A 20,419-nucleotide genomic window follows, 5' to 3' on the forward strand; every position below is an offset into this window, starting at 1 on the left:
AGGCGGGCGGGACCACTGCGTTGATCCAGCCATGTCGACGAGTGGCCTCCCCCGGGGTACTGACTCCGCATCAACAATGTGGCTAACATCACGCCAACGCGGCGATGTTGCCGTGGGGTTACGGAGGTGCGAACGTGCTGCCAGGATGGGGACGAAACGGCCGGTTTGTCCGTGTCGGCGCCATGGGCGTTTCGCGCATCCTCGGAACCAGGACCGCGTGGACCACCGTCGGCGACGGCGAGTTCTTCTGCCCTGGCTGCGGAGGCGACCGCAACTACCAGCGCCTCACCGGCCGCCGCCGCTTCACCTGCCTCGGTGTCCCGGTCATGCCGCGCGGCGAGACCGGCCCCGTCGTCGAGTGCGCGGCCTGCGGGAACCACTACAGCGCGGACGTCCTCGACCATCCGACGACCACCCGCTTCTCGGCGATGCTCCGTGACGCCGTCCACACGGTCGCGCTCGCCGTGCTCGCCGCGGGGGGTACGTGCGCCCGTACGGCACTGGAGACGGCCGCGGGTGCGGTTCGCTCGGCGGGCTTCGACGACTGCACGGAGGAGCAACTGGCCGCGCTCGTGGAGGCGCTCGCCGCCGACACCGGGCGGATCTTCGGCGAGCCGTGCGGGCCGGGGCTGTCCATAGAGCTGCACGAGGCCCTGGACCCGCTGGCGCCTCACCTCGCCCCCGCCGGCCGAGAGGCGATCCTCCTCCAGGGCGCGCGTATCGCCCTCGCGGACGGGCCGTACACGCCCGCTGAGCGGGAGGCGCTCACGACGGTCGGTGCGGCGCTCACGATCTGCGCGGACGACGTGACACGCCTGCTCACAGCCGCCCGCACACCATCCTGACCGCTACTCCGCGCGGTTCCCCGCGCCCCTGAAACGCGAAAAGACTGCGCCGTTCCCCGCGCCCCTGAAGGGCGTGGGGCGCAGCCCCGCTTCTGAGGGGCGCGGGGAACGGCGCGGGTCACCCCCACCGGGCCGCACCCGTCCACGAACCCGCCCGCCACTACTCCCGCGGGAGTAATCCCGACCCCCCACCACCCCCGGCAGTAGCCGCAGGCTCCCCCTCCCGTCCGACGCATGTCACCCCCCGTACCGAAAGGCTGAAGGGGCAGCGGAAGCGGCAGCGGAAGCGTCAAGAGGGAGATCGTCCATGGGGGCAGGGAAAGCAACCACGACGGGCAAGCGGCGCGCGCGAGCCGTCCCCTGGGCGGTGCTGGGGCTGTGGATCGCCCTGCTCGCCCTGGCCGGACCGTTCGCGGCGAAGCTCACCGACGTGCAGCACGACCGCGTCACCGACTACCTGCCGGCGAGTGCCGACTCGACCCGGGTGGCGAAGATCCAGGAACGGCTGCCCGGCGGCGAGAGCACCGAGCTGGTGCTCGTGTACCACCGGGAGGGCGGCCTGAGCGCGGCCGACCGCGAGGTCGCGGCCGGACAGGTCGGGGAGATCGCCCAGAAGCACGAACTGGTCGGCGGGGCCCGCGTCCCCGAGGGGATCGCGTCCGACGACGGGACGACCCTGATGTACCCGCTCGTCAGCAACGAACCCGGCACCGACGAGAAACTGCGCGACGCACTCGTCGAGGACGTCCGGGACATCGCCCACGGCCAGGACGCCAAGGACGCCAAGGACCACGAGGACGGCCTGAGCGTGGAGGTCGGCGGCACCGGCGCGCTCGCCACCGACGCCGGCAAGGTCTACGACGCACTCGGCGGCCCCCTGCTCTACACGACCGTCGCCGTCGTCGCCCTCCTGCTCATCCTCATCTACCGCAGCCCGGTGCTGTGGCTCGTCCCGCTCGCCGTCGCCGGGATCGCCGACTATCTGTCGATGGGCGTCGCGTACGGGCTCCACCAGGCCTTCGGGACCACCGTCTCGGGCCAGAGCTCGGGCGTCATGACGATCCTCGTGTTCGGCGCGGGCACCGACTACGCCCTGCTGCTCGTCGCGCGCTACCGCGAGGAGCTGCGGCGCATCGAGCGCCCGTACGAGGCCATGGCCACCGCCCTGCGCGGCTGCGGGCCCGCCGTACTCGCCTCCTCGGGCACCGTCGCCGTCGGCCTGCTGTGCCTGCTCGCCGCCGACCTCAACAGCAGCCGGGGCATGGGCCCCCTCGGCACAGTCGGGGTGCTCTGCGCGCTGCTCGCGATGCTGACGCTGCTCCCCGCGGTCCTCGTACTGCTGGGACGGCGTGTGTTCTGGCCGCTCGTACCCGCCTTCGGCAGCGAGCCCGAACAGCGCCGCCGCAGCCTCTTCGCCGTGATGGGCAGCTCCGCGGGACGCAGGCCGCTGACCGTGCTCGCGACCGGAGCGGTCCTGCTCGGCGCACTCGCCCTCGGCACGCTCAACCTCCCCGGACCGGTCAAGCAGGAGGACTCCTTCGTCGACAAGCCGGAGGCCGTCACCGCCATGGAGACCCTCGCCGGGGCCTACCCCGGGCACGGCACCCAGCCCATCGACGTGATCACCCCGGCGGGGCGCGCGGACCGGGCGCTCACGACGATCCGGGACACGCGAGGCGTGGAGAGCGCCGAGAAGGGCCGTACCGGAGACGGCTGGACGGAGATCTCCGTCATCGCCCGGGACGCACCCCAGTCGGCGCAGGAGACCGCCACCATCAGGGCCCTGCGCGACGAGTTGAAGGGGTCCCACGTCGGCGGGGCCAGTGCCCAGCAGATCGACCTGGAGGACACCAACAGCCGGGACACGAAGATCGTCGTACCGCTCGTCCTCGTCTCCGTGCTGCTCATCCTGTTCGGACTGCTGCGCAGTCTCGTCGCGCCGCTCCTCCTGGTGGCCGCCGTGGTCGCCGTCTGGGGCGCGGCCCTCGGTATCGGCGGCCTGGTCTTCGGGCCGGTCCTCGGCTTCGAGGGAACCGACCCGGGGCTCGGGCTGCTGTCCTTCGTGTTCCTCGTCGCCCTCGGCGTCGACTACGGCATCTTCCTCATGCACCGGATGCGGGAGGAGTCCCTCGCCGGGGCCGAACCGGTGGCCGCCGCGCTCACCGCCCTGCGGACCACCGGCGGAGTCATCGCCTCGGCGGGCCTGGTCCTCGCCGCCACCTTCGCCGTGCTGACGAACATGGGGCTCGTGCCACTCGTCGAACTCGGCTTCGTGATCGCCGTCGGCGTACTCCTCGACACCTTCCTCGTACGGACGTACCTGGTGACCAGCGCCAGTGTCGCCCTGCGGCGAAAGGTGTGGTGGCCGGGCGCGCTCTCCCGCGAACCCGGACCGGCCGGACCCGGCGAACCGACCGAACCGCCCCGGCAGCCGGAACGGGTCGGCTCGCCCTGACCAGACGTGCCGTCCGACCGGGCGCCTCTCCCGCTTCTTGCCGCAGGGGCGCCCCCATACCGGAAGATGGAGCCGTGCGGGAACGGGGAGCGACCACAGCCGTGCGCGGTGAAGCCGTGCGCGGTGAAGCCGTGCGCGGTGAAGCCGTGCGCGGTGAAGCCGTGCGAGGTGACGCGCGGCCTCGCCGGATCGAGCGCTTCATGGCGGTCGTCAACCGCGACCCGCTCACCGCGCCGCACCGCACCCGCAACGACGCGTTCCTCGCCGCCGGGGTCGCCGTGCTCGCCGCCGGTCTCGCGCTGTCCGTCGGCGACGGCCGCCCGCTCGGCCCGCTCGGCTGGACCCTGCTGCTCGGCGCCCATGTGCCGCTCGTGTGGCGGCGCGGCCGTCCCCTGCTCGTCCTGCTCGCGGTGGCGGCCTGTGTCGCCCCGTACCACGGCCTCGACTTCCAGCACGCCGTACCGATCCCCGCGACCCTCCTGGCGCTCTACACGGTCGCGGCGACCGGCACGGTGCGCCGCACGCTGCTCATCGCTGTCGCCGTCCTCGGCCCGACGCTTCTCATCAACAGCTTCACCAACCCGGACGGGGCACTGGAGTTCCTGCGGATCTCCGGCTGGATCATCGCAGTCCTGTTCTTCGGCGTCGACGCCCGCTTCTACCGCCAGTACGTCGCCTCCATCGTCGAGCGGGCCGAACGCGCCGAACGCACCCGCGAGGAGGAGGCCCGGCGCCGCGTCGCCGAGGAACGCCTGCGGATCGCACGTGACCTGCACGATCTGCTCGCGCACAGCATCACCCTGATCGGCGTGCAGACGTCGGTGGCGGCCCACGTCCTCACCGTCGATCCCGAGCGGCTCGACCGCGGTGCCGTCGCCCAGGCGCTCGACGGCATCGCGGAGACCTGCCGGACGGCCAGGGGAGAGCTGCGTACGACGCTGGAGGTGCTGCGGGCGAACGAGACGAGCGTGGGCGGGCGGGGGCCGTTGCCCGGGCTCGACGGGCTGGCCGCGCTCGCGGACGCGGCCAGGACGGCCGGGGCCGAGGTCGAACTGGACGTCCACGCGGACGGCGTACCGCCCTCCGTGGGCGCCGCCGCCTACCGGATCGTGCAGGAGGCGCTCACCAACGCCGTGCGCCACGGCGGCCGGGACGACCTCACCGTCCGGGTGGGGCTGCGGACGGGGGAAGGGGCCCTGCGGGTGCGTGTCACGGACGACGGGGCGGGCTGCCACGGGCTGCGGCCGGCCGACGGCACGCCGGGGTTCGGACTCGTCGGGATGCGCGAGCGGGCCCGTAGCGTGGGCGGCACACTGGACGCCGGACCGGGCCCCACGGTGGGCTTCGAGGTGACCGCCGCGCTGCCGCTTCCACCGCTTCCGCCGCACCAGGAGGAGCCCCGATGACGATCCGCGTACTGCTCGCCGACGACCAGACCCTCGTACGTGCCTCGTTCGCGATGCTCGTCGCGTCGGCCAGGGACATGGAGGTCGTCGCCGAGGCGGGTACCGGGCGGCAGGCGGTGGAGCTGGCCCGTTCCGCGCGGGCCGACCTCGTCGTGATGGACATCCGCATGCCCGACCTGGACGGTATCGAGGCGACCCGGCTCATCGCCGCCGACGAGGATCTCGCGGGGGTGAAGGTGCTCGTCCTGACGACGTACGACACCGACGAGCACATCGTCGACGCGCTGCGGGCCGGGGCGTCCGGCTTCCTGGTCAAGGACATCCGTCCGGCCGAACTCCTCGACGCCATCCGGACCGTGGCCGCGGGGGAGTCCCTGCTCTCGCCGGGCCCGACCGCACGGCTCATCGCCCGTTTCCTGCGCGCACCCGACGCGGTGACGTCCGCGGTGGGCGGTCCCGACGGGCTGTCCGAACGGGAGCGGCAGGTGCTCGCCCTCGTCGCGCGCGGGCTCAACAACACCGCGATCGCCGAAGCACTGGGGCTCAGCCCGCTGACCGCCAAGACCCATGTCAGCCGGATCATGGGCAAGTTGGGGGCGCGCGACCGTGCGCAACTGGTGATCGTGGCGTACGAGTCGGGGCTTGTGATACCCGGGGCGGCTTGAGCGGCGGCTTGAGCGGGGGCTTGAACGGCGGCTTGAGCGGTGCAGGGGCATTGCCCTGCCCTTCCAAGCGCACTAGTTTCACCGCCGACACCGCACATCCCACGTCCCATGTCCTCTGTCCTGCGTCTCGCTGTCTCGTGCTTCAGTAAGGGTGAGCCGTGTTCTCGAAGAGTTGTCTCCGTCCGAGCGCCCTCGCCGCTGTCGTCGCCGCGCTCGCGTCCCCCGGGACCGCGAACGCGGCGAGCGCCGCGGAACGGCCGGTCAGGGGGTGCGTCTCCTCCGTTCCCTTCGCGGCCGGGGAGAACGGCTACGACACCTACCGCATCCCCGCGACCGTCATGACCAGGGCCGGCACGGTGCTCGCCTTCGCCGAGGGCAGACACAACGGCGCCGGGGACACCGGGGACATCGATGTCGTCCTCAGGCGGTCCGGCGACGGCGGCTGTACGTGGGGACCGCTGACCGTGGTCGCCGCGGGAGAGGGCGACACGCGCGGCAACCCCGCGCCCGTGGTCGATCCCCGTACCGGGAAGGTCGTCCTCCTCACGTCCTACAACAGCGGTGCTGTGACCGAGGCGCGGATAATGCGGGGCGAGGTCACGGCCGAGCAGAGCCGGCGGGTCTTCGTGCAGACGAGCCGGGACGACGGGCGTCGCTTCGGCGCGCCCCGGGAGGTCACCACCGCCGTGAAACCGCCGGGATGGCGGTGGTACGCCACCGGACCCGGGCACGCGGTGGCGCTGACCCGGGGGCCCCACGCCGGGCGGCTCGTCGTGCCCGCCAACCACTCGGCCGCGCCACCGGACGGCTCCACCGACAGCGGGCAGGAGCCCAAGTACTACGGGCGCACGCCCTCTACAGCGACGACGGCGGGGTGACGTGGCGGATCGGGTTCGTGGACGACTCGTACGACGGGGTCGACAACGCGAACGAGAGCGCTGTGGCGCAACTGCCCGACGGACGGCTGTACGTCAGCTCGCGGGACCAGAACGGGAGCAGTGCGGGGAACCGGCTCGACAGCTACTCCAGTGACGGGGGTGTCACGCTCGACCGGCCCTTCCGGGTGCAGCCTTCGCTGTCCGATGTGCCCGTCGTGCAGGGGAGTGTGCTGCAGGTTCGGGGCCGTGCGGGTGCTCCGCTGCTGTTCTCAGGGCCGTCCGTGCCGACGGTTCGGCAGGCGATGGCCGTGTGGCGGAGCGGGGACGGTGGGGGGAGCTTCAGCAGGGCTCTGACGTTGTCTTCGCTGCCGGCGGCGTACTCGGACCTTGTGCAGCTCGGTGCGGGGCGGGTGGGGGTGCTGTACGAGACGGGTACAGCGGGTCCGTACGAGACGATCGCCTTCCGGCGGGTGGGGTTGGGGGAGTTGTAGGTCTTTTCCTCGGGGGGCTCCGCCCCCGAACCCCCGGTCCTCAAACGCCGGACGGGCTGAAACGCATTCAGCCCGTCCGGCGTTTGAGGACGAGCGCGCAGCGCGATAGGCGGGGGCGAGAAACCCCCTACAACAATCCGGCCCCCGCCAAAAACTTCCCCACCCCTCCGACCTCCTCCGCGGACAGCGGCACCTGCGGCTCCGCCACAGCCGCGCACGCGATGATCCCCCGCAACCGCAGCGCCGCCTTGAACGCGCCCAGCGCCGCCGAGGAACTCCCCATCCGCCCCCCGTCCCCCACCCGAACCATCCCGAACAACGAACACAGCCGTTCCTGCTCGGCCCGCGCCAACGCCCATTCCCCCTCCCGGCACAGCCGGTACAGCCGCACGTACCCGGCGGGGTCGACGTTCGCGAGCCCCGGCACCGCCCCGTCCGCCCCCATCGCCAGCGCGGAGTCGACGACCAGCTCGGACCCGGTCAGCACGCTGAAGCCGGTGACGCCGGGGTGTGCCCGGGCTCCGGTCACGACCGCCCGGAACCCGCCCTCGTCCCCGCTGGAGTCCTTGAGCCCGGCCAGCGTCCCCTCGGCCGCCAGCTCAAGGACCAGTTCCGCGCTCAGCTTGGAGTGGACGGCGACCGGCAGGTCGTACGCGAAGACCGGCACCGGCGAACGGGCGGCGACGAGACGGTAGTGGCGGGCGATCTCCACCGGATGGGTGCGCGTGTAGAAGGGCGCCGTCACGACCACGGCGTCCGCGCCCGCGTCCGTGACGTACCGGACGTGGTCGAGGACGCGCGGGGTCGTCATGTCGATGGCCCCGGCGAGGACGGGCACCCCGCCCGACACATGGCCGACCACCGTCTCGACGATCAGCCGCCGGTGACGGTCCGTCAAGTACGCGGCTTCGGAGGACGTTCCGAGGACGAACAGGCCGTCCACCCCGCCTTCCAGTAGATGGTCGACCAGCCTGATCAGTGAGGGGACGTCCACCTCGCGGTCCGGTGTCAGGGGCGTGCAGACGGGCGGTACGACACCGGTCAGCGGGGCGGGAAGGGTCATCAAGGCTCCCTTGGTCTGTCTTGCTTGTCTTGCTTGTCTCGACTGGCTTGACTGACTCGACTGTCTTGCTTGTTCTGCTTGTTCTGCTTGTCGGTGAAGGTGTCGGCGAAGGTGTCGGCGCGAGTGTCGGCCATGGCCGTGGCCTGCGGTACGGCGGTGAGTGCCTGTGCGACCAGGTCCCGGGTCGACAGGCCGTCCTCCACAGGATGGTGGCAGCGGAAGCGGTGCCCGGGGGTCGACGCGGCCGAGAAGCCGGGCATCGTCCCGGCGCACACCCCGTCCGCCTTCCAGCAGCGCGTCCGGAAGGGGCAGCCGCTCGGCGGGCGGGTGGCCGACGGGACGGGGCCGACGAGCGGGATCGGGTCGATGGGGTCCAGCAGACCGGGCGTCGCGGAGAAGAGGGCACGGGTGTACGGGTGCCTGGACCGGTCGGTCACCTCGCCGGCCGGGGACTCCTCGACGATCCGGCCGAGGTACATCGTGATGACGCGGTCGCTCATCCTCCGTACGGTCTGGATGTCGTGCGAGACGAAGACCAGCGCCAGACCGAGCCGTTCCTTCAGGTCGAGGAGGAGGTTGAGGATCTGGGCGCGGACCGAGACGTCCAGCGCGCTCGTCGGTTCGTCGGCGACCACCAGGTCCGGATCGAGGGCCAGCGCCCGTGCGATGGCGACCCGTTGGCGCTGACCGCCGGAGAGTTGGCCGGGGAGGCCGTCCGCCAGCGCCCTGGGGAGTCCGACCAGGGACATCAACTCGCGTACTCGGTCTTCGCGTTGTGCGGTCGTGCCCCGGCTGTGCACGTCCAGGGGGTCGCGCAGGATCTGCCGTACCGTCAGCCGGCGGTTCAGGGCCGTCGACGGGTCCTGGAAGATCATGCCGGTGCCCGCGCCCACCGTCGTCCGGCGCAGCGCCGGGGCCATCGTCCACAGGTCACCGCCCCGCAGGGTCACCGTCCCGAAGGTCGGCTTCTGCACTCCCACCAGGACCTTCGCGAGCGTCGACTTGCCGCAGCCGGACTCGCCGACGACGCCCACCGTCTCGCCGGGCGCGATGGTGAGATCGGCGCCTGTCAGGGCGTACACCCGGTCGCGGGAGAACAGGCCGCCGGTGCGCGCCCTGTGGACGACGTGCACGTCGTTCAGCTCCACGAGAGGGCCGGCCGGTGCGCTCGTGCCACCGCTCATGTCACCGCTCGTGCCACCGTTCATGTCACGGCCTCGCTTCCGTCGGCTCGGCCGGGCCGGCCGAGGTCGTGGTCGGTGCCGTGGTCGTCGTCAGGGGGATCGCCGGATGGTGGCAGGCCACCTCGTGGTGGCCGGGCGGGCCCGCCAGGCGCGGAGCCGTCGTGCGGCACACCTCCGTGGCCATCGGACAGCGGTCGGCGAAGCGGCAGCCCGCCGGGAAGTCCGCCGGGGACGGCACGACTCCCTTGATCTGCGTCATCCGTTCGGCCGCCGACTCCAGGGACAGGACGCTGCCGAGGAGGCCGCGCGTGTAGTGGTGGGACGGCGACTCCACCAGGTCCGCCGTCACGCCCGACTCGACGATCTGGCCGCCGTACATCACGACCACCCGGTCGGTGACGTCCGCGACGAGCGCCAGGTCGTGCGAGACGAGGACGAGCGCGAATTCCAGCTCGGTCCGCAGCCGCAGGAGCAGCTCCATGATCTGCGCCTGCACGGTGACGTCGAGGGCGGTCGTCGGTTCGTCGGCGACGATCAGCCCGGGGCCGCGGGAGAGCGCCATCGCGATCAGTACGCGCTGGCGCTGGCCGCCGGACAGCTCGTGCGGGTAGCTGCGCAGGGTGCGCTCGGGGTCCAGGCCGACCAGTTCGAGGAGCTCGGTGGCCGTGCGGGTGCCGCCCCTTCGGATCACCTGCTTGAGCTGGGAGCGGATCGACATCGCCGGGTTCAGCGACGACAGGGCGTCCTGGTAGATCATCGCCATCTCGTGGCCGAGGAGCTTGCGCCGTACGCTCATCGGCTCACCGACCAACTGCCGCTGCTTGAAACGCACCTGTCCGCGGACCCGCGCGCCCTTCGGCTCCAGGCCCATCACCGTGAGCGCGGTCAGCGACTTGCCGCAGCCGGACTCGCCCACCAGGCCGAGGACTTCACCGGGCTGTACGTCGAAACTGATGCCGTCGACGATGTCCACGCCCCCGTGGCGGGCGTCGAAGCCGATGGCCAGGTTCTCGACGCTGAGGACCGGTCGCTGTCCCTGGGGCAGGGGGCGGGCCCGGCCGCGCAGCCGCTGGGCCGCCTCGGTCAGGCCGGGCAGCTCCAGGACCTTCCCGCTGCCGGGTTCGGGCGTCTCCAGCCGGTCCTCCGCCTCCCGTGTGGGCACATCGCGGGCCGCGGGCGCCGCCCACGCGTCCGAGACGCCCTCGGAGAGGATGTTCAGGGACAGCACGGTGACCAGCATCAGCAGGCCCGGGAACACGGTCGCCCACCAGCCGCCGGTCAGCACCATGTTCTTGCCGTCCGCGATGACACTGCCCCAGGACGGGTCCGGTGGCCGCACACCCGCGCCGATGAAGGACAGCGACGCCTCGAAGACGATCGCCTCGGCGACCTGCACCGTGCAGAAGACCAGGACCGGGGCGGCGCAGTTGACGGCCACGTGCCGCCACACGATGTGCGGGGTACGCGCCCCGATGACCCGCTCGGCGGTCACGTAGTCCTCGCCGTACTGGGCCATCACGTTGGCCCGCACGACCCGGGCCATCGGCGGCATGTACAGGAACGCGATCGCGCCGATGAGGATCGGGATGCCGCCGCCGAACACCGCGACGAAGACGGCCGCGAGCGCGATGCCCGGGAAGGCCATGACGATGTCCAGGCAGCGCATCAGCGTCTCGTCGACCGCTTTGCGGGAGGTCGCCGCGACCGCGCCGACGACCGCGCCCACGACCAGCGCGAGCGCGGTCGCGCCGAGGCCGATGGCGAGGGACCAGCGGGCCCCGTACATCAGCCGGCTGAGGATGTCCCGGCCCAGGCTGTCCTGGCCCATCCAGTGCTCGGTCGAGGGGGCGCCCTCGCCGTTCCCCCGCTCGACCAGCGGGAACTGTTCGAGCGGGTCGTGCGGGGCGATCAGCGGGGCCAGCAGGGCCGTGAGGACGACGACCCCGATGACGACGACGGCGATCCGGGAGATCAGGGGCAGCCGGGTGAACCCCCTGAGGCGGAGGCCGGGCAGGGAAAGGGCGTCGGTGAGCCGCTTCCGGTACATCAGCATCATGCCTCGGCACTCCTCAGACGCGGGTTGACCAGCAGATAGAGGATGTCGATGACGAGGTTCACGACGACGAACCCGAAGGCGATCGTGAGGACGCCGCCCTGCACGACGGCCGGATCACCGTTCTTCACGGCGTCGATCATGAGCTTTCCCATCCCCGGCAGGTTGAAGATCGTCTCGATGACGACCGCACCGCCGAGCAGGTAGCCGACGCGCAGACCGAGCACGGTCAGCGGGTTCATCAGGGCGTTGCGCAGGACGTTCCGGCCGACCACGACCACCGGGGGCAGCCCGCTGCCGATCGCGGTCCGTACGTAGTCCCGGTCCAGCTCCTCCACCACGGCCGTGCGGACGATCCGGGTGAGCTGGGCGGCGACCGGCAGCGACAGGGCCAGCGCGGGCAGCGTCATGGTCTTCAGCCAGCCGGTGAACGAGTCGGCCGGATTGACGTATCCGCTGGTCGGGAACCAGCCCGCGTCCACGGCGAGGTACTGGATCATCAGCAGCGCCAGCCAGAAACCGGGGGCCGCGACCCCGGTCAGCGAGACGACCCGGATCAGCTGGTCGGGGAAGCGGTCCCGGTGGATTGCGGCCGTGACACCGCCGAGCAGCGACAGCACCACCGCGATGCCCAGGCCCAGGAAGGTCAGTTGCATGGTGAGCGGCAGCGCGGTGGTGACCTGGTCGACGACCGGCGCCCGCGTCAGCGCGCTGACCCCCATGTCACCCCGGATCAGATCTCCGACGAAGTCGAAGTACCGCACGAAAAACGGGTCCAGCAGCCCGTTGCGCTCCCTGAAGTCGTGCAGCTGCCGCTCGGTCGGGTTCGCGCCCTGGAAGTACGCGGACGCCGGATCGCTGTCCGAGAACCGCATCACGACGAACACGAACATGATGATCCCGAGCATCAGCGGAACAAGCAGCACGACCCGGCGCATCAGAATCCGAACGACCGCGACCAAGACTCTGCCTCTCCTCGCCCCAACTGGCTGTCCCTGTGAATCCGGCTGATGCGCAAGCGGCCGGCTTCAGGGGCGCGGGGCTGTGTCGATCTGCGGCTCCGCCGCGAGGCGCGCCCAGCCACAGCCGACCCGCAGACTCCACACAACCCCTAAACCCACTTCGCCTGAAGTACGTTTATCCCCGGATAAGGCTGCGCCCGAACTCCCGTAAGATCACCGGAATCCCACGCGGTGATCAGTTCGTTGTGCACCACCGGATAGATGACCGTGTTCTCGGCGACGACATCGATGTAGTCCTGAGTCATCGTCTTCTTCCGCTCCGAATCCGGCTCCCTAGTAGCCGCATCCATCCGCTTGAAGAGATCCTTGGCCACGGAACTCCCCTCCCAGCGCGCATACCGCATCCAGGTGTTCCCGGGCCCGTAGTTGTAATGCATGATCAGATCCGCGTCGAGTCCGAACTGATTCGGGTTGGACGCGGCGGCGACGACCTGGAAGTCCTTTTTCTGGTCGAGCTTCGTGAAGAGCGCGGCCGTCTCCTGGGGTTCGAGCGTCGTCTCGACGCCGATCGCGTCCCAGGACGCCTTGACCGTGGGCAGGCAGTCCACGATCCAGCTCACGTTGACCGCCATCAGCGTGACCTTCAGCCCGCTGACCCCGGCGGCCTTCAGAAGCGCCTTGGCCTTGTCCGGGTCGTAGTCGTAGACGGGCTTCGCCCTGCGGTACGTCGGATTGCCCTCGTTGAGGAACGAAGAGGCCGCCTTTCCGTGTCCGCGCAGCGCGGCCCGGATCAGCTTCTCCTTGTCGATCGCGTAATGCAGCGCCTGCCGCACCCGTACGTCGTCGAACGGTGTGTGGGCGGTGTTGAAAAGGAGGAACAGATGGTTCATTCCCGCGCCGCCCTCGACCTTCAGGCCGCCCTTCTCCAACTGGGCGATATTGGCGTACGGGATGTTGTCCGAGATCTGTGCTCCCGCGCTGGAACCGGAGATCTTCGCCACCCGTGGCGCGGCGTCCACCATCGTCAGCCAGTTCATCTTCTTGAACGCGGCCTTTCGCGGCCCGTTGTACTCGGCGAACGCGGCGAAGGTGGTGTTGGACTTCGGGTGATGGGCGGTCTGCCGGTAAGGGCCCGAGCCGACCGCCTTTCCCGTCGTCGCCTCGTCCAGCGCACCCGGTTCGCCGAACACGTGCTCAGGCATGATCTTCGCGAGGGTGAGCCGCTGGACCCCGTCCGGGAACGGGAATCTGAGAATGAGTTCCACGGAATTCCCGTCGACCTTCTTCACCTCCTTCAACCAGGACGCGAAGAAGTTCTTGGCGAGGGTCGTCGTCCTCGGATCCAGTACGCGGCCGTAGGTGAAGACCACGTCGTCGGCGGTGACGGGCTGCCCGTCGTGCCACTTCGCGCCCTCCCGCAGCGTGAACGTCCAGGTGGTCGCCCCGAGATCCGCCGGAACGGCGGTCGCCAGCGCCGCGTACGGCTCACGGCTGATCGGGTCGGTGTCGAGCAGCCCCTCGTAGATGTGATGGTTTCCGGCCATCGCGAAGGCCGAGGCCGTCATCAGCGGGTCCCAGCTCTGGTCGTTGCCGTAGCCGATCACCGCGGTGAGCGTCCGGTCGGCGCCCTCGCCCTCGCCGCCCGTCTCGTTCGTGGACTCAGGGCCCGAGGAGCAGGCGGAGAGCGTGGAGGTGATCGTGGCGGCGGCGCCGAGCGCGCCGGTGTACTTCAGGAACGACCGACGGTGCGGCGCCGGTGCGGGGGTCGCGTCGCGCACGGTTCCTCCAGCAAGAAATAGGAGATACGACGTCCTACGTCATAGGTGCAGCGTGACGATAAGAGGGGCCGTGGGGGTGGTCAAGGGAGCACGCAGGCCGGAGGGCCATCCGGGCCCGGCGGCCCAAACCACCGGCACCGTGGAGAAACGGAGAGGGATGGCGGATCATTTCCCGGGGCCGGAGGCGAGGTCCGCGTACGGAGTCGGGAGGGGCCTATGAGCACGGGGTGGGACGAGCGGGCGCCGGGAGTGCTCCGGCTGCCGTCCGGGCGGCTGGTACGGGGCCGAGGGCTGCGCGGGGAGCTGGATCCCGAGTGGGTGCGTCCGACGTACGGCGTCTACCTCCTCGGCCATGAGCCGCCGGAAGTCCCCTGGGAGGCACGGTGGTTGAAGTGGCCCGACTTCCGGCTGCCCGCCGACCGGAGCCAGGCGCGGAGGATCCTGACGGAGGTCTGGGAACGAGCCGCGGACCCCGCCGAACGAGTCGAGGTCGCCTGCCGCGGCGGCCGGGGACGCACGGGCGCGGCTCTGGCCTGTCTTGCGGTCCTGGACGGGGTGCCGTCCGGCGAGGCCGTGGAGTTCGTACGACGGAACTACGACCGCCATGCCACGGAGACACCGTGGCAGCGCACGTACGTACGCAAGTTCGGGGAGTGAACAGGAGGGACGTCGGAGCTGCTTCGCCAGTCGGTTCGGGGACCGTCTTGACCGGAGCCATGCGGCTGCTCGGCGGCTGCTCTGCAGCGCTCGGCGGCACAACGCCCGCAACCCGGACGGCCATTCAGGCCGGGCCGGTCCGGCAAGAGTCAGCGCAGGGTCAGCGCAGGAGCAGCAGGACGGCCAGCGCGATGAGCAGTGAGTCGATCCGGTCCAGCAGGCCACCGGATCCAGCGAGCCACCGGCCGGAGTCCTTCGCCTGCACACCCCTCTTGATCATGGATTCGAGAAGGTCGCCGACCGGGCCCCCGACCGCCACCGCAACCGCCATCGGCCAGCTCAGTGCGGACAGCAGGGCGAGCGCGGCCAACCCGGCGGCGGCTCCGGCCAAGGTCCCGCTCCAGCGCTTGGCCGGCGACAGGGGCGACAGTGGTGGCCCGCCGAACCTCTGACCGGTGAAGTACGCCACGATGTCGGCGACCGACACCGCCACGAACAGCGCCAGCCCGCTCGCTCCGAGGGGCACGAGTCCGGCCAGGACGCTCAGCCAGGCCAGCCCGAGCAGGCCGGCGCCCAGCCGACGTCCGCCATGGTCGACGTCACCGCTCAGGAGCGGCACCACGGCCAGCGCGAGCGCCGAGACGGCGAGCACCCGGAGCACCTGGCCGGGCGACAACCAGACGGTCAGCACCACCCCGGTGACCCCCATGGCCAGCACCAGGCGGTCCGGCCGGCCCAGCCGCATCAGCTCGCCGAACTCCATCGCCGCGATCACCCCGACCACGACGGCGGCGGCAGCGGCGCCCGGGCGCCCCCACCAGAACGCGGCGGTGACCAGGGGCACCCCGATCGCCCACGCACACCATCGGATCAGCAGCTCGCGGCGCCGGGACGCGATCACCGCGACACCGCTCAGCACCAGTGCGCCCCCGAGGTGGGGAGCCAGGGAGGCCACCGTGATCATCGGGCGTGCACGCTCGCACGCGTCGACCGAACCGGGGCCGGGCCCGGCCGCAGTACCGCCAGGGCGGCCCGGCACGCGGCGACGATCCGTGCGTTCTCAGCGGTGTCCTTCACCGCGATGCGCACGGCACGCCCCTGATACAGGGGTGACAGCGGCGACAGGTCACGCAGGTAGACGTCGTGGCGCCGGCACTCGGTCACCAGTCGCGCGGCACTCGGCCCACCCGGCGGCAAGGTGAGGGTGAGGAAGTTCGCCACGGCTTCCTCGACCTCCACCTCTGGATCCAGTTCCGCAAGGGCGGCCGCGAGTTCGCTCCGCAGTACGTGGGTACGCGACCAGCGGTCCTCGTAGTAGGCCGGGTCGCGCAGGGCTGCCACGGCGGCCAGCTGTGCGGGCAGACTGACCGGCCAGGGCGGTGTCCGTCGGCGCAACCGCGCCGCCACGTCCGGCTCGGCCACCAGGTACGCGGCCCGCATGCCGGACAGCGCGTACATCTTGGACAGTGAGGTGCAGACGACCACGCGCTCGCTCGTCGCAGCCAGGCCGGCGAGTGACTCGGACGGCCCCGCATAGCCCAGGTACGCCTCGTCCACCCACCAGCGAGTGCGGGAAGGCGCGGCGGCGACCAGCGAGCGCAGCTCCGCGGCCCGGACGTGGCGTCCCGTCGGGTTGTTCGGATTGACGATCACCACGAGGTCGTACCGGCCGGATTCGACGGCGGCGGACAGCCGGCCCGGATCGATCCGCCAGTTCTCCTCGCGGCGCAACCGGAAGCGGTCCACCCGGCACCCGATCACCCGCTCCGTGACATGGGCGTACTCGCCATAGCAGGGATCGGTCAGAAGCACCCTGCTCTCCGGGGTCAACCAGTGGCCGAACGCTCTGAAGATCAGGTCGGATGAACCCGCGCCGAGCGCGAGTGTCTCCGTGGGCAGCGCACGGGCCGCGGAGATCTCCGAAAGCAGGCCCTCGGCACCGGTCGGCGGCGAAGTACGGGCCATCCAGGCCGGGTCCTCCGCGAGCACCGCACGCACTCCGGGGGCCGGTGGGAACCAGGCGTCCAGCACATCGGCGGCCACGACCTGCCGGCGCCGGTGCAATGTACGGAAATCCGTGCCGATGGCGGTGAACGAGGCGCCACCGTGTTCGCAGCCGTCCGGTCGGGGCGCGAACGCCATGTCGAGTCGCCAGTCGACCTCGGACCGCAGCCGCTCCAGCGTGGTGCCGTACCGGCTCATCGCGCGCTGCGTCAGCTCGGTCACGCGACCGGTCAGGACCTCGAACGTCACGGCACCACTGCGGACGGTACGGCCGGCCCGGCGCAGGCCGACGGCCAGGTACATGTCGAGCAGGTCGGTGCGGCCCATCGCCACGACCTTGCGGCCGCCACGGGCGGCGATCCAGCGGAGCGCCGCGTGCATCAGCAAAGGGGCCGCCGCGGTGGCCCGCCAGCGCGGTTCGACGGTGAGGATGCGTACCTCGAACAGGTCGTCGTCGTTCAACACCGGCAGCTCGTCACGGGTCAGGTACTTGTCCAGCGCGTAACGCCCCAGCCAGGGCGGAGTGACGCTCACGAAACCCATGCGATCGGGCCCTCTGGCCGCGACGAGGTAGACGTTGTCCCCGTCGAGCCCGTCGCTGAGCCGCCCCGTCGGGTCCACCGCGTGCTGACCCAGTTCCTGTGCGTACACCCGGTGACGCGCTTCGAAGATCCACTCAAGGTCGTCCGGCGTCGCGGTACGGAGTTGGAGCGGGGCACAGCCCATAGGGACCTCTCTCGATGTAGGAGCACCCGATGCTGGGGTACGCGAGCCGGTCCCACCAGAGTCGAACAGCGCAGCCGTCATAGGTACGGGTACTCAGTCCGGTACTTGACTCATCAACGACCCTGCCCCGAACCGTCATCAGTCGGATGTTCGACGAGAACGCGATCGACGGAGTTTATATATCCAGTAACAAAACCTTTTCTTCGGGCAGTGTGGAGTCTGAATTACAAATGCTCCGTCAATGATTTTGGTGGCTTTATGCTCACTCCTTTGCCGCGCACCCGAGTAAGGATTACGGCGTTAGTGACGTATGAAGAAAGTAAAGCCGGTCGACACGTCCCCCGCGGTCCGCATGATGCTGGGAAACGCCATGGGAACCCCTGCAGTGGTGATGGGGCGGTACATCTTCACCCCTGCCGCCGCCTATTCGGCCCCCGGCGCCCGGGGCACTCTGCACGGGGAGGGCAAACCGGTCGAACTGTTCGTTACCGAGCCACTACTGGGTGAATTCCTGGAATGCCTGAGCAGGGCGCAGAACGACCTCGACCGACGATGGGGCGCCCAGGAGCAGTCCAACGGGAATGTGGCCTGTGTCTGACCGGGGCAGGCACTCCATGGACGACTACGCCGACTTCTTCGTGCCCGGCGACTATCCCGCCGCACGGCAGGCCGGGGTCGGCGGCGGGCGGCACCGCGGTCCCGTCGACATGCGGCACGCGGGCCCTCCCGCGGACCCCCTCGACTCGGCCTGGGACCCGGTCGAGGAGATGACCTACCTCCTCCAGGACGCCGTCCAGGACGCCCGTCAGGATGCCCGTCAGGACGGCCGTCAGGACCGCCGTCAGGACGCCGTCGTGCCGGAGCAGCCCATGACCGTGCCGCGGCCCCGCGGTGAGAGCGAGCCCCGCGTCGCTCTCACCGGCGACCCGATGGACAACCTGGCCACCATCACCGCCGAACTGCCGGCCATCAGATCCCATCCTGCCGGGCATCGGAAAGTACGCGTCCGCAAGGTGCGTTTCACCTGGCTGCAGACCGTCAGCTTCCTGATCGCCGCGTTGGCGGCAGCGGTCGTGTCCATGGTGAGCGTCTTCGGCGGGATCGTGTCCTACATCCCCCTGCGCCACGTCGCGTTTGACACGCAGAGCGGCACGGCCGTCTGGTGGCCCCTGCTGGTCTACGGGCCGTGGACGGTGGCCTCGCTCTCCGTTCTGCGCGCCGCACTGCACCAGCGCCGGGCCGCGCATTCCTGGGTCGTCGTCCTGCTGTTCTCCTCCGTCGCGATGGCGCTCTGCGCGGCGCAGGCCGACCGGACGTTCACCGGCATCGCCGCGGCGGTCCTGCCGGCCGTGGCGGCCCTCGCGTGCTTCCAGCAGCTCGTCCGGCAGATCACGATGACCCGGCCGCCTCGCCAGAGCCTGCCGCGGCACCGGCTGTTCACGAGCACCGCGCCACGGACGGTCCTGCCTGCGGCCGACCCGCCCGCGCCGGGCGCCGCCGCTCAGTGAAGGGGGGTGGTGCGGGCGTCAGGCCGCCACGGTGCCGATGAACTGCGTCCAGGCGCGGGGTCCGATGAGGAGGACGGGTCCCGCGGCGACCTTGCTGTCCCGGACGGGGACGATGCCGGGGACTCCGTCGGCTACCTCGACGCAGTCGCCCCCGTTGTCGTCGCTGTAGCTGCTCTTGCGCCAGCGGGCGGCGCCGACGAAGTCGTACGCGACTTCGACGCAGCTGCCGCCGTTGTCGTCGCTGTGGGTGCTTTTTCGCCAGCGGGCCGCGCCAACGAAGTCGTAGGCGACCTCGACGCATTCGCCGCCGTTGTCGTCGCTGTAGCTGCTCTTGCGCCAGCGGGTGTTACTCAAGTCGAACTCGCGCATCGTCTGTGGTCCTCCGCCGCCGATGCGATCAGGGCCAGGGACGCCTCCGGCGGCAGCGCGGCGGCCCTAAGCAGATCGTATGTCCCCTGCACGCGCTTCACCAGGGCCGGATCGTCCAGCAGATTCCCCGAATACACGGCCTCTGTATAGGCGGCTGGCGGCGCGTCCTCGAACTCGAAGAGCCTGACCATGCGGCCCATCAACGGGTACGCCCCAACCGAGGTCGGCAGCACCTGCACCAGTACCTTGCGTTGCTGCGCGAGCCCCGCGATATGTTCCAGCTGCTTGACCATGTTCGACCCGCCGCCGACCGGAATACGCAGCACCTGCTCGTGCAGGATCACCCAATACGCGGGCCGGGCAGCGCTGGCCAGGATCTGCGCACGCTCGATGCGAGCGGTGACCTTCTCCTGGATGTGGGCGTCAGTGGCGAACGGGTTGCCGGCCAACGTCACCGCTCGCGTGTACGTGGCCGTCTGCAGCAACCCCGGCACCAGCGTCGGTGCGAACTCGCAGATCTTCGTCGCCGTCCGCTCAAGCTCCACCACGTCGGCGAAATAGTCCGCGTACCGACGGTCATCGATCAGCTTTCGCCATGTTCGCTCGAAAAAGCCGGCGGTTTGTAGGACCTCGTCGATACGCGCCGCCACATCCAACTGCGGTTTACGAATTGCCTGTTCGAATTGCCCGATGTAGCCGCCCGACACAAAAACGCGATAACCCAACTCCGCCTGCGTCAGCCCCGCCTCCTCCCGGTGTCTCTTCAGCTCTGTTCCGAAGAACTCCCAAGCCGCTTGCCGTGAACCATTGGCCATGGAAAACCCCCTGTACTGCACCGGTGTTGCTGAGTGTGCGGGTCTTCCGGAGTCTAGGTGTCAGGTGTCACGGTGTAGACGAAAAGCGTGAAACACCAAAGCGAAGGGGAACACCGTGAGGTCTGCCCAGCAAGAAACCAACGCGCTGCACTCGACGGCCTGCGTCGAACAAGCGGAGGAAACGGTGAAGGAATTGCGTGAAGCACTCGCAACGGCAGGAATTAAGTTGCCGACACTCCGGATCGACCCGGCGACTCTGGCGCGGGAGTCGCCGTGCCCCCTCGTGGAACTGGGCCGGTGTTCCGTCGAGACGGCGGCCCGACTCGCGGCGGTGCTCCGGTGAAGCCGGTGGTCGGCTCGTACGTCGTCGATACGAGAACAGGGCGGGTCGGCAGGGTGATGGGCCACGAGGGGCCGTACGTACAGCTGAGACCGTACGGCGGCGGCCGGGAGTGGGACTGCCTGCCGGACGCCGTGCGGGGAGCCACCATGGCGGAACGGCTGAGCGCGGCGACCGCGTACACCAACGCCCGCAGTCGTGGGGAGGTCCCCTGAAGGGG

General features: G+C 70.4%; 17 protein-coding genes and 1 pseudogene. 9 read left to right on the forward strand and 9 right to left on the reverse strand.

What is annotated here, in order from left to right; translation table 11 throughout:
* Window positions 1-134 precede the first annotated feature (134 nt).
* The 5 genes and pseudogenes from ACIOKD_RS23890 to ACIOKD_RS23910 all read left to right on the forward strand — a co-directional run bounded on the left by ACIOKD_RS23890 (window position 135) and on the right by ACIOKD_RS23910 (window position 6,740).
* On the forward strand, window positions 135-845 hold the full coding sequence (locus ACIOKD_RS23890) for a TerB family tellurite resistance protein (protein ID WP_402087407.1): 711 nt from the start codon (window positions 135-137) through the stop codon (window positions 843-845).
* A gap of 307 nt (window positions 846-1,152) precedes the next feature.
* Window positions 1,153-3,300 (forward strand): MMPL family transporter, encoded by a 2,148-nt coding sequence (locus tag ACIOKD_RS23895; RefSeq protein ID WP_402087410.1) that lies wholly within the window; start codon window positions 1,153-1,155, stop codon window positions 3,298-3,300.
* 200 nt (window positions 3,301-3,500) lie between these two features.
* Entirely contained in the window at window positions 3,501-4,706 is a 1,206-nt protein-coding gene (locus tag ACIOKD_RS23900; protein ID WP_402087580.1) for a sensor histidine kinase, read from the forward strand.
* Complete coding sequence (locus ACIOKD_RS23905) at window positions 4,703-5,371, forward strand: response regulator (RefSeq protein ID WP_402087413.1); 669 nt, start codon at window positions 4,703-4,705, stop codon at window positions 5,369-5,371. The genes ACIOKD_RS23900 and ACIOKD_RS23905 overlap by 4 nt, the downstream gene beginning before the upstream one ends.
* A 158-nt stretch (window positions 5,372-5,529) precedes the next feature.
* A pseudogene (locus ACIOKD_RS23910) lies at window positions 5,530-6,740 on the forward strand (exo-alpha-sialidase).
* A gap of 127 nt (window positions 6,741-6,867) precedes the next feature.
* Here ACIOKD_RS23910 and ACIOKD_RS23915 read toward each other — a convergent pair.
* From ACIOKD_RS23915 to ACIOKD_RS23935, 5 genes are all read right to left on the reverse strand, one after another.
* On the reverse strand, window positions 6,868-7,803 hold the full coding sequence (locus ACIOKD_RS23915) for a dihydrodipicolinate synthase family protein (RefSeq protein ID WP_402087415.1): 936 nt from the start codon (window positions 7,801-7,803) through the stop codon (window positions 6,868-6,870).
* Window positions 7,803-9,011 (reverse strand): oligopeptide/dipeptide ABC transporter ATP-binding protein, encoded by a 1,209-nt coding sequence (locus ACIOKD_RS23920; RefSeq protein WP_402087418.1) that lies wholly within the window; start codon window positions 9,009-9,011, stop codon window positions 7,803-7,805. The genes ACIOKD_RS23915 and ACIOKD_RS23920 overlap by 1 nt, the downstream gene beginning before the upstream one ends.
* A 1-nt stretch (window position 9,012) precedes the next feature.
* The gene (locus tag ACIOKD_RS23925; RefSeq protein WP_402087583.1) at window positions 9,013-11,040 is read right to left on the reverse strand and encodes a dipeptide/oligopeptide/nickel ABC transporter permease/ATP-binding protein; all 2,028 of its coding nucleotides are present in this window, start codon (window positions 11,038-11,040) and stop codon (window positions 9,013-9,015) included.
* Window positions 11,040-12,002: an ABC transporter permease gene (locus ACIOKD_RS23930; protein WP_402087421.1), complete on the reverse strand. Its 963-nt coding sequence runs from the start codon at window positions 12,000-12,002 to the stop codon at window positions 11,040-11,042. Before ACIOKD_RS23930 ends, ACIOKD_RS23925 begins: the two co-directional genes overlap by 1 nt.
* A gap of 149 nt (window positions 12,003-12,151) precedes the next feature.
* The gene (locus ACIOKD_RS23935; RefSeq protein WP_402087424.1) at window positions 12,152-13,780 is read right to left on the reverse strand and encodes an ABC transporter substrate-binding protein; all 1,629 of its coding nucleotides are present in this window, start codon (window positions 13,778-13,780) and stop codon (window positions 12,152-12,154) included.
* Window positions 13,781-13,996: 216 nt separating this feature from the next.
* On the opposite strand from ACIOKD_RS23935, the gene ACIOKD_RS23940 reads away from it, so the two are divergent.
* Window positions 13,997-14,437 carry a protein-tyrosine phosphatase family protein gene (locus ACIOKD_RS23940; RefSeq protein WP_402087427.1) on the forward strand — a complete coding sequence of 147 codons (441 nt, stop codon included), beginning with the start codon at window positions 13,997-13,999 and terminating at the stop codon, window positions 14,435-14,437.
* 160 nt (window positions 14,438-14,597) lie between these two features.
* Here the strand turns inward: ACIOKD_RS23940 and ACIOKD_RS23945 are convergent, their stop codons facing one another.
* Together ACIOKD_RS23945 and ACIOKD_RS23950 are read right to left on the reverse strand one after the other, a co-directional pair.
* Window positions 14,598-15,401, reverse strand: coding sequence for a phosphatidate cytidylyltransferase (locus ACIOKD_RS23945; protein ID WP_402087430.1), 804 nt, complete (start codon window positions 15,399-15,401; stop codon window positions 14,598-14,600).
* A complete protein-coding gene (locus ACIOKD_RS23950; RefSeq protein ID WP_402087433.1) occupies window positions 15,398-17,167 on the reverse strand; it encodes an aminotransferase class I/II-fold pyridoxal phosphate-dependent enzyme in 1,770 nt (589 codons plus the stop codon). Before ACIOKD_RS23950 ends, ACIOKD_RS23945 begins: the two co-directional genes overlap by 4 nt.
* A gap of 370 nt (window positions 17,168-17,537) precedes the next feature.
* Here ACIOKD_RS23950 and ACIOKD_RS23955 point away from each other — a divergent pair, with 370 nt between their 5' ends.
* Both ACIOKD_RS23955 and ACIOKD_RS23960 read left to right on the forward strand, forming a co-directional pair.
* Complete coding sequence (locus tag ACIOKD_RS23955) at window positions 17,538-17,765, forward strand: hypothetical protein (protein ID WP_402087436.1); 228 nt, start codon at window positions 17,538-17,540, stop codon at window positions 17,763-17,765.
* A complete protein-coding gene (locus ACIOKD_RS23960; RefSeq protein ID WP_402087437.1) occupies window positions 17,749-18,675 on the forward strand; it encodes a DUF2637 domain-containing protein in 927 nt (308 codons plus the stop codon). The genes ACIOKD_RS23955 and ACIOKD_RS23960 overlap by 17 nt, the downstream gene beginning before the upstream one ends.
* Window positions 18,676-18,693: 18 nt before the next feature.
* On the opposite strand, the gene ACIOKD_RS23965 is transcribed toward ACIOKD_RS23960, so the two are convergent.
* Window positions 18,694-19,044, reverse strand: a complete 351-nt coding sequence (locus ACIOKD_RS23965) for a DUF397 domain-containing protein (protein ID WP_402087440.1) — start codon at window positions 19,042-19,044, stop codon at window positions 18,694-18,696.
* Window positions 19,026-19,859: a Scr1 family TA system antitoxin-like transcriptional regulator gene (locus tag ACIOKD_RS23970; RefSeq protein WP_402087443.1), complete on the reverse strand. Its 834-nt coding sequence runs from the start codon at window positions 19,857-19,859 to the stop codon at window positions 19,026-19,028. Before ACIOKD_RS23970 ends, ACIOKD_RS23965 begins: the two co-directional genes overlap by 19 nt.
* Window positions 19,860-20,198: 339 nt before the next feature.
* Here ACIOKD_RS23970 and ACIOKD_RS23975 point away from each other — a divergent pair, with 339 nt between their 5' ends.
* Entirely contained in the window at window positions 20,199-20,414 is a 216-nt protein-coding gene (locus tag ACIOKD_RS23975; protein WP_402087586.1) for a hypothetical protein, read from the forward strand.
* The last annotated feature ends 5 nt before the right edge of the window (window positions 20,415-20,419 follow it).

The sequence above is a fragment of the Streptomyces sp. NPDC087844 genome (genome assembly GCF_044742785.1).
GTDB lineage: Bacteria > Actinomycetota > Actinomycetes > Streptomycetales > Streptomycetaceae > Streptomyces.

Coding starts and splice junctions, on each gene's coding strand:
- ACIOKD_RS23920 (WP_402087418.1), bottom strand. CDS start 9,011: ATGAACGGTGGCACGAGCGGTGACATGAGCGGTGGCACGAGCGCACCG.
- ACIOKD_RS23950 (WP_402087433.1), bottom strand. CDS start 17,167: ATGGGCTGTGCCCCGCTCCAACTCCGTACCGCGACGCCGGACGACCTT.
- ACIOKD_RS23905 (WP_402087413.1), top strand. CDS start 4,703: ATGACGATCCGCGTACTGCTCGCCGACGACCAGACCCTCGTACGTGCC.
- ACIOKD_RS23900 (WP_402087580.1), top strand. CDS start 3,501: ATGGCGGTCGTCAACCGCGACCCGCTCACCGCGCCGCACCGCACCCGC.
- ACIOKD_RS23915 (WP_402087415.1), bottom strand. CDS start 7,803: ATGACCCTTCCCGCCCCGCTGACCGGTGTCGTACCGCCCGTCTGCACG.
- ACIOKD_RS23925 (WP_402087583.1), bottom strand. CDS start 11,040: ATGCTGATGTACCGGAAGCGGCTCACCGACGCCCTTTCCCTGCCCGGC.
- ACIOKD_RS23940 (WP_402087427.1), top strand. CDS start 13,997: ATGAGCACGGGGTGGGACGAGCGGGCGCCGGGAGTGCTCCGGCTGCCG.
- ACIOKD_RS23970 (WP_402087443.1), bottom strand. CDS start 19,859: ATGGCCAATGGTTCACGGCAAGCGGCTTGGGAGTTCTTCGGAACAGAG.
- ACIOKD_RS23945 (WP_402087430.1), bottom strand. CDS start 15,401: ATGATCACGGTGGCCTCCCTGGCTCCCCACCTCGGGGGCGCACTGGTG.
- ACIOKD_RS23895 (WP_402087410.1), top strand. CDS start 1,153: ATGGGGGCAGGGAAAGCAACCACGACGGGCAAGCGGCGCGCGCGAGCC.
- ACIOKD_RS23960 (WP_402087437.1), top strand. CDS start 17,749: ATGTGGCCTGTGTCTGACCGGGGCAGGCACTCCATGGACGACTACGCC.
- ACIOKD_RS23965 (WP_402087440.1), bottom strand. CDS start 19,044: ATGCGCGAGTTCGACTTGAGTAACACCCGCTGGCGCAAGAGCAGCTAC.
- ACIOKD_RS23955 (WP_402087436.1), top strand. CDS start 17,538: ATGGGAACCCCTGCAGTGGTGATGGGGCGGTACATCTTCACCCCTGCC.